Here is a 13,144-nt window from a genome sequence, read left to right as displayed (position 1 = left end):
ACTCTTCTCCCCTTTATGCTTATTTTTTTGAATTGATATACAATTTACCTTCAGCACGCTTCGTCGTGACATTCCCATAATCATCGGAAACTTTCACTTCAATCACGGCTCCCGGCGCCTTCACATTCGAAGTAGCCGTATAGTAACCTTCATAATGACCTTCGGATGTTTCCATCATTGGAAGTTCAGTGGCGTTTGTCACTTGGGATCTGGCATTTGTCAGAGGCATTTGAATGACAAATGTCGCATCCAATCCAGGCTCACTGTCAAATTCAATCTTGACGGATTCGCCCTTCTTCAATTCTTTATCTTCTGCAGGAAGAAGATTCTCGATCTCAATGTCACCAAATTTCGCAAAGACCGTTACCTTTTGTTTCTTTTTGTTTCCTGCTTTATCTTTCGCTACTACTTGGATGGCATTCTCTCCTTCATTGAGAAGAATTCTATGACTGAACTCTCCGTCTTTGACAGATGCTTTCTCACCGTTCACCTTCACCCATGCAAGATTTTCATCCGCGATGGTTCCTTTAACCGTGATTGCTTCACGATTGGTTTTCATGCCATCCTCCGGTGAGGTGATGGCGAGTTCCGGCTTCACTTGATCAAGTGTTACCGTCACCGAATCCGATGGACCCGTCATGCCCTGTTCCGTCGCTGCCTTGGCAGTTAATACATTTTCACCTTCATGCAGTGAAACATCGGCTGAGAATGTTCCATCATCACCTGTGTCGGCTGTCGCTACTTCCTCTTCTCCATTAAAGAGATGGACGGTCGTAGTCGGGGCAGAAGTCCCTTCAACCGTTACGGAATCTTTATTGGTAAATGATCCATCCTTCGGTGAAGTGATGACCGGTGCGGTCACTTCATAATTCACAGTTGCGCGAATCATGTAGTTCCCCTCGTCTTCAGGTGCCTGTGACCAGGCTCCACCGACAAACTGCCAGCTTCTTGCGGCATATTCACCATCTTCATCTGTCCCAAGTCCAGGCGCATTCGGATTTGGTGCAGACTGGATATATACCATGTAGAAGTCTCCTTCGACCATGATGCCGTGCTCACTGAGATCTACATGCGTCCATTCTCCGTTACGCAACGCGGTACCATCGAATGGACCGGCGATTTTCTTACCAGGTGCCCCGTCAGGTCCAGTTGCATCATATACAGCAACCTGGAATTCAGTTCCTCCTGGTACTGGCCATTCAGTATCCCAGAAGCGGAATAGTCCACCCGTCACAAGTGCCGTATCATTTCCTTCTTCAAGGGACATCTTGACGGCCCAGCCGTTTCCAGCATCATAGAATGCACGAGCATTTTCTGCTGTTCCATCATCGTACCCGATTTCACCAGGATACCCGATGAATGGTTCTAAGGATACATCGGCGGTTGTGACTTCCCCGCCTTCCACAGAGACGCTCATTTCCTTACTATAGTAGTAAGGCGCAACCACTTTCAGGGTGTAATCGCCTTCGTAAACTTCTAATTCATATTCTCCACTGGCATTTGTTTCAACCGGCTCTACTACGGCATCTTCAAGCACGAAGACCGTTGCTCCTTCAACCGGTTCTCCCGTGACTTCGTTCGTGACGGTCCCTGTAACATTCCCTTGAGGGATTTCTTCAAGGGTGAAGTTGGCAGTTGATGTTTGATCGGCTTCAATCGTCACACTTTGTGTTTCAGATCTGTAACCGTACGTGGACGCCTGCAATGTGAATTCACCCGCTGCATGAGTCATTTCATATGATCCATCTGCAGGATTTGTATAAACAGAACGGCCAGTTTCCAATACACTTACCTCTGCTTGTAGCGGAAGAAGGACAGGTGCCGGACCTGATGCATCCGTCTTATCATCTTTCTTCACGTCATTTTTCAATGTGATCTTAGATGGATTTACACTTGGTTTTTTCGAGACAGAAGATGATTTTTCATCCTTCGATTTCAAACCAAGATTCATTTTCTTTGCTGGAAGATTTGATTCCGAGCTAAGCTTCACATCATCAAGGTACCAGCCTTGTTTCGTCACACTTCCATCAGAGGTAACGTTGAAGGCGATGTATACTCGTTGACCTGCATACTGACTCAGATCCACTTCTCCGTCTACCCATCCGTCGGTATTTCCATTCACGCGAAGTGCCTGTGTCCACTCTTCACCATCAGTGGATACAAACACATGACCGTAGTCATAGTTGCGCTCCAGTTCGTGCCACTGTTTGAATTGTAAGAAGCTCTCCCCTTCAGGTAAATCGATCGGAGGCATCTGAAGTGACATATTCGCGCTGTTGTCATACGTTCCGTCTAAGTTGGTGGCATATGCTTTTTCTCCTGAAGAAGCATTTCCCGGACCGCTTGCCGGTACGCCCCACTCCCAGCTGTTCCCTGGACCGTAGGATGTCCAACCAGTCGGATCTGTTTCAAAGTCCTGCTCATATCCAACAGTGATACCCGGTAATAAGTTTACAGTGTACGTATCAGATTCGACTTCATTTCCACCGAAGTCCACAGCAACCCACTTGTACGTGACCTGGTCTCCTGTGAGATCCTCACCCGGGATGACCACCTCATACGTTCCTGATGTGTAGTCGCCTGACGTTCTGCTTGCTTCAACTTCTACCCATTCACCGTCCTGATTTTGATAATTCAGAGTTACATTCGTCACGCTGACATTATCACTTGCCTCTGCTTGTAATGGCAGATTCATTTCTTTAAATGCTTCTTGTGGTGCGTCATGACTGATGACAGGAGCTTCCGTGTCATCGCCTTCTTTTGAAACCTGTCCTTTTACTTTACCGATTCCGCTCATAACGGAGGATACTGCATCAAACGCATTGACCAAGCCGTGCCCATACCCATTATTTGGAGATTCCGGGAATGTTCCGTCTGTTAACGGAACAGCGGTCGACATAAGGATTTCTTCGATTTCATCCACTGTTAAGCTTGCATCCACTTGTCGTAACAGGGCAGCGACTGCCGTTACGTGTGGACCAGCCATCGATGTTCCATTCCAGCCTCCTTCATAATTGCCACCTGGAACGGAAGAGCGGATATTTACTCCCGGTGCGGCAATCTCAGGCTTGATTTCCTCATAAGGAGAAGGTCCCTGTAATGAGAAGCTTCCCAATTGATTGTTGATATCCGTAGCACCTGTTGCAAATGACTCAGGGTAGTTAGCCGGATTGGCAATCGATCCCGGTCCTCCCGGATTGAATAGTGTTGTATTCCCCGCAGAGAATTCAGGGAATATTTCTGCCGCTCTCCACGCACTTACCATATCCCGGTACCATTCATCAAGTCCTGCTCCGCCGCCCCAAGAATTGTTGACGACATCTGGAGCCATTTCAGGATGTGGATTTCCTTCAGCATCTTTAGGTGCCAGAATCCATTCTCCCGCTTCCAGTAAGTCTACATCGGTTCCACCATCGGCGGTGAACGCTTTGACCGCGATCCACTTGGCACCCGGCGCTACACCGATTTGATTGCTGCCATCGGGCTCAGACCCGACCATAGTACCGACAGTATGTGTTCCATGGCCCTGATCGTCATATGGCGCACTTTGTCCTGCAGTTGCATCAAACCAGTTGAATTCGTTGTCCGGTGAATCCGGATTCTGAGGGTCATACCCTCTATATTTTTCTTTTAATGCCGGGTGATCCCACTGTACCCCCGTGTCAATGGAGGCGATGACGGTTCCTGCCCCATCGATCCCCATTTCCCAGACCGCCGGTGCTCCTACCCGATCGATATTCCACTCGATCGATGCCGGGGTTTTTGGGGCTTCTTTATCCAACACTGCGGATGAAGAAGCTTTTGCCTTTGCCGGCTGGATAATTTGTCTCGTTTCATTCGGCAGGATTTTCTCCACTTCAGCAAAGGTTGAAATCTTCTCCATGACTTTCTTCGTACTTGTAACGGCCATTCCGTTTACAACATAGAAGTCTTTGATTTCCTTCACTGCACCTGACTTCTTCTCTTTCGCTAAGTATTTCTTCACTTCTGCCTGAGATTCAAGGGCTTTAGCACGAAGCTCTGAGACGACCATATTCCGTTTTAACAATTTCTTATTATTAGCAGACAGTTTCTGCTTTTTCGCTGTTTCAGCCGCCTTTTTAGATACAGCTTCCGTATCTACCTGATCCTTGAATTTCACTAAGTATGTGACCTGTTCCTTTTTCTTAAATTGTTCCTGTAAGGTTGTTGTGATTTTTGATTGTGGACTTACTTTTGCCGACTCATTGGCTGATGTGGATGGCTTTTCTTTCGATAGAGCCGCTTGTGAGGTTTTTGCCGCCCCTGCATTGAATGGAAACATCAAGGGGACAAACATGACTAAGGTGAGTACAATGGATAACCATCTTGCCTTACGTTTTCTTCCTGACATCTAATTCCCTCCCAGTCTTTTTATAAATCTAACCACCCGTCACCTCCTTCGAACACCAACTTTGGAAAATAGTAGGTGTTAAACCAAAGATAACCAAGTGCGGATGTAAAATGTTGTAAGTTGCTGTCGAAATAAATCTGAAAATTCAGTAATTGATTGAAAAGTCACGAATCCCGATTTTTTCATAAGGATAAAGTCACTCTTATAATATAACTTCAAGAATATTCCAGGGTAATCTTCAAATTTAGTAGGATGAAAGTGGAGGTTATGCCTCTTTTTATAAGTAAAGGGAAGAAAAAATGAGCGAGAAGTTTCATAGGGAGAATTCCCGGAATGAGGCATCGGAATTATGACCCAGGTAGTGACCTACAATGTTTCACTAGAATATTCTTCCAGTAATATTCCGGCTGTTTTTCCCGGGATTTTCCTGTTACAAACTTTTTTTATAAGTCATTCTATCTAACTGCATAAAAAAATAAGGACCAACCACCCAGGGTCAGTCCTTATCAGTATTAATATACAGATGTATTTTCTTTCGAAGTGTTTTCTAAGATTTCTTTCACGCGCTGAAGGAATCTTCCGCATACCAAACCGTCAAGTACGCGGTGATCAAGTGACATACAGAGATTCACCATATCACGAACGGCAATCATTCCATTGTTCATGACAACAGGACGTTTCACGATCGATTCTACTTGTAGGATCGCGGCCTGTGGATAATTGATGATACCCATCGATTGTACCGAGCCAAATGACCCTGTATTATTCACCGTAAATGTTCCGCCCTGCATATCCTGGGAGGTCAACTTACCGCTGCGGACTTTTCCTGCAAGCTCGGTGATTTCTCTTGCGATCCCTTTGATTGTTTTTTCGTCAGCATTCTTGATGACAGGAACATAAAGTGCATCATCCGTAGCTACTGCAATGGAAAGATTAATGTCCTTCTTCTGAACAATCTTGTCTCCAGCCCACATGGAATTGATTTGTGGGTACTCTTTAAGAGCCTGGGCGACAGCTTTCACGAAAAATGCGAAGAATGTCAGGTTGAACCCTTCACGCTGTTTGAATTCTGTCTTAAGTGAATTTCTGTAGTCAACCAGGTTGGTTACATCCACTTCCATCATCGTCCAGGCATGAGGCGCTTCGTGTTTACTGCGGACCATGTTGGAGGCAATCGCTTTGCGTATGCCAGAAACCGGGATCTCGATATCACCAGGGACGACAGGAACATTTGCTGCAGGTGCTTGTTGTTTAGCCGGTTGTACTGGTGCGGATTCTTTTACCGGCGCTTGTTGTGGAGCCTGAGCTTCATTCTTAGGTGCAGGTGCATCTCCCGCTTTCGGAATTGAGCCTGATTCGATGATTTTCTTTAAATCTTTACGGGTGATCCGGCCGCCGTTTCCGGTGCCTTCTACTTGATTCAAATCAATATCGTGCTCTTGGGAAAGCTTTAGTACGGCTGGAGAATACCTGGCTTTATTTCCGCTATCTCTCGTTGGAGCCTTAGGCTTAGCAGGAGCCGATCCCTTCGCTTCCTCTTTTGGTTCTTCTTTCGGAGCTTCTTCAGCAGGGGCAGTGCCTCCACCTTCGATTTCGATGGAGCAAATGATTTCCCCGACTTCAAGGGTGTCCCCTTCTTCGGCAATCAATTCTTTAATGGTACCCGTGAAGGAAGATGGCACTTCTGCATTCACTTTATCTGTTTGAACTTCTGCAATTGGATCATATTTATTTACGGTATCACCGGGTGACACCAACCATTTACTAATTGTACCTTCTGTAACACTTTCCCCTAGCTGAGGCATTTTCATATTTTCAATACCCAATGAGGAACCCTCCCTACTGCTTTGGTTTAATTGGTCTGGATGAGATTAAAATTCTGCAAGTTCTCGCATTGCTTTTTCTACTTTATCAGGATTGATCATAAAGTATTTTTCCATTGTCGGTGCATACGGCATAGCAGGAACGTCTGGACCTGCAAGGCGTTTTACCGGGGCATCAAGCTCGAACAAGCAATTTTCAGCGATGATCGCAGAAACTTCACCCATGATGCTTCCTTCTTTATTGTCTTCTGTCACTAGAAGTACTTTACCTGTTTTAGACGCTGCTTCAATGATCGCTTCTTTATCTAATGGATAAATGGTACGCAAATCCAGGATATGTGCTTCAATTCCGTCCTGGGCAAGTTTTTCAGCCGCTTGAAGGGCAAAGTGAACACATAAGCCGTAAGTGATGACTGTGATGTCTTCTCCTTCACGCTTCACGTCGGCTTTTCCGATCGGTAGCGTGTAATCATCCTCAGGCACTTCACCCTTGATCAGACGATAAGCTCGTTTATGTTCAAAGAATAATACCGGATCTTCGTCACGGATGGCCGCTTTCAATAAGCCTTTCACATCATATGGAGTGGAAGGCATCACGATTTTCAACCCCGGTTGATTGGCAAAGACGGCTTCAACGGATTGCGAGTGATAAAGCGCTCCGTGCACTCCACCGCCGTAAGGTGCACGAATGACCATCGGACAGCTCCAATCATTATTTGAACGGTAGCGGATTTTTGCCGCTTCAGAGATGATCTGGTTTACAGCAGGCATGATAAAATCAGCGAACTGCATTTCTGCGATTGGTCTCATACCATACATGGCAGCTCCGATCCCAACCCCTGCAATGGCTGATTCCGCAAGTGGCGTATCAATGACACGGTCCTCACCAAATTGGTCATACAGGCCGTGAGTCGCTTTAAATACTCCACCTTTTTTCCCTACGTCTTCTCCAAGAACGAAAACTTTCTCATCACGTTCCATTTCTTCTCTTATTGCCATGGTTACGGCATCAATGTATGAAATTACTGGCATGATTGAATTCCCCCTTACTTCTCTTCTGCGTAAACGTACTTCATCGCTGATTCTGCTTCAGCATATGGAGCGTTTTCTGCATAATCCGTTGCCTCGTTTACAAGCTTCATAATACGATCATTGATTTCTTTCTCAATGTCATCATTCATGACGCCTGTTTCTTTCAGATAAGCACCAAATGTGATGATCGGATCGTTCGTTTTCGCTTTTGCCACTTCATCCGGTGAGCGGTAGCTTCTGTCATCATCATCAGAGGAATGGGGAGTCAAACGATAAGAAACCGTCTCGACAAGCGTTGGTCCTTCTCCGCGACGTCCACGATCAGCAGCTTCCTTCACAGCTTTATATACTTCAATGGGATCATTTCCATCGACTGTGATTCCAGGCATTCCGTACCCGATGGCGCGGTCTGATACTTTCTCACAGGCCAATTGCTTTTCAATCGGAACCGAGATCGCATATTTATTGTTTTCACACATGAAAATAACAGGAAGTTTATGTACACCTGCAAAGTTTGCCCCTTCATGGAAATCTCCCTGGTTGGAAGACCCTTCTCCGAACGTTACAAACGTCACAACATCTTTCTTCTCCATTTTGCCTGCAAGAGCGATACCAACGGCATGTGGCACTTGAGTCGTTACAGGAGATGAACCCGTTACGATATTATTTTTCTTCTGTCCAAAGTGACCAGGCATTTGACGACCGCCTGAGTTTGGATCTTCTGCTTTTGCAAAACCTGATAGCATCAATTCCTGGGCCGTCATTCCGAATGTCAATACAACACCCATGTCACGGTAATACGGCAATACATAATCCTTTTCACGGTCCAGGGCAAATGCAGCACCAACTTGAGCCGCTTCCTGACCCTGACATGAAATAACAAATGGGATTTTACCAGAACGGTTCAGTAACCACATGCGCTCATCGATTTTTCTGGCAAGCAGCATAGTTTCATACATTTCTAATACTTTCTCATTGGAAAGTCCTAACGCTTCATGACGATTCTCAGCCATTTTATTTACCTCCTACACAATCTAATGATTGGGAAGGCAGAGAAGATCTCTACCTTTCCTGATTTTTCTTATTATGAGTGAATTGCCTTTCCATCTACGGCAAGCGCGGCTTCACCGATTGCTTCCGACAGGGAAGGGTGAGGGTGGATGGTGTGCGCGATTTCCCACGGTGTTGCATCCAATACCTTAGCAAGTCCCGCTTCTGAAATCATGTCGGTTACATGTGGACCAATCATATGCACGCCAAGGATGTCCTCTGTGTCTTTGTCTGCAATGATCTTCACAAAACCATCCGATTCCCCGTATACAAGCGCTTTTCCGATTGCTCTGAAGCTGAATTTACCGACCTTCAGATTGTATCCCTTTTCTTTCGCTTCCTGCTCTGTGATCCCTACGCTAGCAATTTCAGGATTACTGTAGATGCATTTTGAAATCAGGGAATAGTCAATCGGATGAGGGTTCTCATTCGCCATATGTTCCACTGCCGTTATTCCTTCATGAGAGGCAACATGTGCCAATTGAAGTCCACCTATGACGTCCCCTATCGCATAAATATGGGATTCTTTCGTTTGGAAGAAATCATTCACCTCAATAAAGCCCTTTTCCACCTTAATATCTGTGTTCTCTAAGCCAATGCCTTCAACGTTTGCTTGTCTGCCTACAGATACAAGGATCTTCTCAGCTGTAAAGGATTTTTCTTCCCCTTTATGCTCCGCGTTTATTGTCACTTCTCCATCCCCTTTTTTTAAGGATTCAGGAAGCACTTTGGCACTTGTCACAATTTTAACGCCTTTTTTCTTCATGAGGCGCTGCATTTCTTTTGAGATTTCATGATCTTCCGTAGGTACGATCTTATCAGCGTATTCCACAACGGTTACATCGACATCAAAGTCGGATAGCATGGAAGCCCATTCGATACCGATGACACCGCCGCCTACGATGATGATCGATTTCGGAAGCGCTTCTAGTGAAAGCGCTTCATCAGAAGATAATACATAATCACCATCAATTTCAAGTCCAGGCAGTGAACGTGGCCTTGAGCCCGTTGCCACAATGACATTTTTCGGAATCAGCATCGCGTTATCTTCACCGTTGTTCATTTCCACGGAAATGGTTCCAGGCATGGGAGAGAAAATGGAAGGTCCGAGAATCCTGCCGAGCCCTTCGAAAACATCGATCTTACCCTGTTTCATCAGATGTTGTACACCTTTATGCAGTTGTTCGACGATTCCTTCTTTTCTTTCCTGGACCTTAGGGAAGTCAAGTTCCACTCCATTGATCTTCACACCGAAATTTTCACTGTGTTTCGCTGTCGCATATACTTCAGCACTGCGAAGAAGGGCTTTACTTGGAATACATCCCTTGTGAAGGCATGTCCCTCCAAGCTTTCCTTTTTCAACGATTGCTGTTTTTAACCCAAGTTGAGAAGCACGGATGGCAGCAACATAACCACCTGTACCTCCACCGAGAATGACTAAATCATATTCTTCTGCCAATCTTAAGTCCCCCTTCTCTCTTATACTCTTGCTTCTTTTTTTACATTTCCCGGGTATACTTTATAGTCTTCTTCATTCCGTAAGACCCTTAAAGCCCCTTCAGCAAGAGCTTGCAGTTCATTTTCTCCTGGTTGAATAACGACATCCGCTATCCAGTTGATTCGTTCACTTATCGCTTTGACAAAATCCTTGCCGTACGCAAGCCCTCCTGTTAATACGATGGCATCGACTTTACCATTCAGGACCGCGCTTGCTGATCCGATCTCTTTCGCAATTTGATACGCCATGGCATCATAGACGGCTTTGGCTTTTTCGTCGCCATTTTCTATCATTTTTTCTACCTTTACGGCATCATTTGTATCAAGATAACCGACCAGGCCTCCCTGACCGACAAGTTTCTTCATGATTTCATCACGGTAATAGTCTCCTGAGAAGCAAAGGTCAACCAGATCGCCTGCCGGAACGGTTCCTGCTCTTTCAGGGCTGAATGGTCCGTCTCCGTGGAGACCATTATTCACATCCACGACTTTCCCATTTCGGTGGGCACCTACAGTGATACCTCCACCCATATGAGTGATGATCAGATTAAGGTCTTCATATTTCTTCCCGATTTGTTTCGCCACTCTTCTTGCGACCGCTTTCTGATTCAACGCATGGAAAATACTTTTTCTTTCAATGAGTGAGAACCCTGAAACCCGGGCAAGGGGCTGCAGCTCGTCCACGACAACGGGATCGACGATATAAGATGGAATATTTAGTCCTGAGGCGATTTCAAATGCCAGGATCCCCCCAAGGTTAGACGCATGCTGACCAGAGAATCCTTCTTTCAGATCCTTCAGCATGTCATCATTCACTAAATAGGTGCCACCTTCTATCGGTCTTAGAAGTCCCCCGCGACCGCATACGGCACTCAGCTTTGAAATATTGATCCCTTCTTCATCCAATGTCTGAAGGATGGTGTTCTTCCTGAATTCATATTGATCGATAATCGTTGCAAATTCATTGATCTTTTCAGAATCATGACGGATCGTCTTTTCAAATATGGAGCGATCATCGTCAAAGACACCAATTTTGGTGGATGTCGATCCAGGATTAATGACAAGTATTCGATGTTTATTTTCCTGCACTGTTGTTACCTCCATTTGGGCAGCTGTATTGTAATGTTTGCATGAAAGAATTTCCCCCTATGATAGATAACCCCTTACTCTGTCCGATGTTCCCCCTAAAGCGGGAAGAAACGCTTCACTTTTTCACAAAGTAAAGCGCTTTTTCCTTTTATTTATCCACGTCTGCTAAGAATGTGGTGTCCATTCTGCAGGAACTGACTTCTTGAACGGTGCATTTTTTCGATGCGCTCCTCCGCCATACGGTCAGCAGCAACGTACGTTGGAACGTTATCACGCTTCGCGATTTCGATGACGCGTTCTACATTGTTGTATACCTGCTCCACTTTCTTCATGGCTCTTTCACTGTTGTAGCCGTATAATTCATCTGCTACGTTGATGACTCCACCTGCGTTGATGACATAGTCAGGTGCATAAACGATACCCATTTCATGGATAGCATCACCGTGACGAGTTTCTTTCAACTGGTTATTTGCAGCTCCCGCAATGACTTTTGCCTTAAGCTGTGGAATCGTTTCATCATTGATGATCGCACCCAGTGCACATGGTGCAAAAATGTCACAATCCACTCCGTAGATATCATTGATGTCCACTGCTTTCGCACCAAATTCATCAACGGCACGTTGAACGGCTTCTTTGTTGATATCAGTCACGATCAGATTTGCTCCTTCTTCGTGAAGGTGGCGGCACATGTTGTACGCGACATTACCGACTCCTTGGACGGCGATTGTTTTCCCTTCCAGTGAATCTGTACCGAAAGCTTCTTTTGCTGCTGCCTTGATTCCACGGTATACTCCATAAGCCGTCACAGGAGATGGGTTACCTGAAGAACCGAAAGCTGGTGAAATCCCTGTTACATAATCTGTTTCTTCGTGGATCAAGTCCATATCGGCAACTGTCGTACCAACATCTTCCGCAGTGATATAGCGTCCATTTAAACCTTGGATATAACGACCGAAGGCACGGAACATTTCTTCGTTCTTATCTTTACGGGGGTCACCGATGATAACCGTCTTCCCTCCACCAAGATTCAGACCCGCAGCTGCATTCTTATAGGTCATCCCTTTTGCAAGGCGCAGTGCATCTTCAATTGCCGCTTCTTCTGATTCATATGTCCACATACGGGTACCGCCAAGGGCAGGTCCAAGCGTGGTATCATGAATGGCGATGATTGCTTTTAATCCTGAAGCTTCATCTTGACAGAATACCAATTGTTCATAGTCGTATTGTTCCATATAGCTGAAAATTTTCATTATTATTTCCCCCTGTAGGTTTATATTTTTAGGAATTGATGATTATTTATTAGAAGCAGAGCATATAGCCAGTGCCAATGAATATAATTTACTTTCTGCACTGTCTGCTCTGGATGTTAATACGATTGGTGCTTTAGCTCCGGCTATCACAGCCCCTACTTTTGCCCTGGCAAAGTAGATCAAGGATTTGTATAGGGCATTCCCTGTTTCAATGGAGGGTACGAGCAGGATATCCGCTTGCCCCGCAACCTCACTTTCGATTCCTTTATGTTCGGCTGCATGATGGGAAACAGCATTATCGAGGGCTAACGGACCATCGACCGTACAATCCCGAATCTGCCCCCGTTGATTCATCATGGTAAGAGAAGCGGCATCGACTGTAGCCGGCATCGACGGATTCACCACTTCCACAGCGGCAATTGGCGCTACTTTCGGCATATCCACACCGATTGACCGGGCAACCCCGACGGCATTTTCGATGATTTGCGCTTTTTGCTGCAAATCTGGAGAGATATTCATTGCTGCATCCGTAATGAACGTAAGCCGATCGAAACCGGTCACCTCAAATGCTGCAACATGCGACAGGACATTGCCTGTACGAAGTCCCCATTCTTTATTCAGTACTGCCTTCAAGATGACAGCAGTAGGGACATTCCCCTTCATAAGGGTACCTGCCTCATTTTCCTTTACCGCCTTCACCGCAAGCTCAGCTGCTTTTTGAGGCGAGAAGGCATGCTTGATTTTAATACTGCTGTGAGAAATCAGCTGTGGGGCAACCTCTTCCAATATGGAGATTATTTCTTCTTTATCCCCGAACAGTAAAAAATCAGCCATCTTTTTTTCAACCGCCATGGAGACAGCCGAAAGGACTTCTTTATCTTCTGCTGCAGCAACTGCCACAGTGGAGTGTTCAATTCGGGTTGCTTTTTCCACTAAAGATTGTAGATTCATGTATGTCGTTTCAACCCCTTTTTTCTGTTATTGTGTTCCCAATTAACTACATGCAAGAAGCGTGCCAACTTTCAAATCCT

8 protein-coding genes are annotated in these 13,144 nt (G+C 45.5%); all 8 read right to left on the bottom strand.

The genetic code is table 11. The features are described 5' to 3' along the window. Positions 1–19: 19 nt before the first annotated feature. The 8 genes from BVI01S_RS06530 to yqiS all read right to left on the bottom strand — a co-directional run bounded on the left by BVI01S_RS06530 (position 20) and on the right by yqiS (position 13,064). Entirely contained in the window at positions 20–4,372 is a 4,353-nt protein-coding gene (locus BVI01S_RS06530; RefSeq protein WP_061809687.1) for a S8 family serine peptidase, read from the bottom strand. 512 nt (positions 4,373–4,884) lie between these two features. After that, a complete protein-coding gene (locus BVI01S_RS06525) occupies positions 4,885–6,198 on the bottom strand; it encodes a dihydrolipoamide acetyltransferase family protein (protein WP_034758081.1) in 1,314 nt (437 codons plus the stop codon). Positions 6,199–6,243: 45 nt separating this feature from the next. Further along, entirely contained in the window at positions 6,244–7,227 is a 984-nt protein-coding gene (locus tag BVI01S_RS06520; protein ID WP_034758078.1) for an alpha-ketoacid dehydrogenase subunit beta, read from the bottom strand. Between the two features lie 14 nt (positions 7,228–7,241). Next, entirely contained in the window at positions 7,242–8,240 is a 999-nt protein-coding gene (locus tag BVI01S_RS06515) for a thiamine pyrophosphate-dependent dehydrogenase E1 component subunit alpha (protein WP_034758074.1), read from the bottom strand. Between the two features lie 71 nt (positions 8,241–8,311). Continuing rightward, a complete protein-coding gene (gene lpdA / locus BVI01S_RS06510; RefSeq protein WP_034758071.1) occupies positions 8,312–9,736 on the bottom strand; it encodes a dihydrolipoyl dehydrogenase in 1,425 nt (474 codons plus the stop codon). A 20-nt stretch (positions 9,737–9,756) separates the two neighbouring features. After that, positions 9,757–10,878, bottom strand: a complete 1,122-nt coding sequence (gene buk / locus BVI01S_RS06505; RefSeq protein WP_263497491.1) for a butyrate kinase — start codon at positions 10,876–10,878, stop codon at positions 9,757–9,759. A 137-nt stretch (positions 10,879–11,015) separates the two neighbouring features. Then, the gene (gene bcd, locus BVI01S_RS06500) at positions 11,016–12,113 is read right to left on the bottom strand and encodes a branched-chain amino acid dehydrogenase (RefSeq protein ID WP_034758065.1); all 1,098 of its coding nucleotides are present in this window, start codon (positions 12,111–12,113) and stop codon (positions 11,016–11,018) included. Between the two features lie 42 nt (positions 12,114–12,155). After that, on the bottom strand, positions 12,156–13,064 hold the full coding sequence (gene yqiS / locus BVI01S_RS06495; RefSeq protein ID WP_034758062.1) for a phosphate butyryltransferase: 909 nt from the start codon (positions 13,062–13,064) through the stop codon (positions 12,156–12,158). Positions 13,065–13,144: the final 80 nt, after the last annotated feature.

Origin of the sequence: Rossellomorea vietnamensis NBRC 101237 (assembly GCF_001591825.1) — a bacterium.
GTDB classification, from domain to species: domain Bacteria; phylum Bacillota; class Bacilli; order Bacillales; family Bacillaceae_B; genus Rossellomorea; species Rossellomorea vietnamensis.
This window is presented reverse-complemented; position numbering and strand designations above follow the sequence as displayed.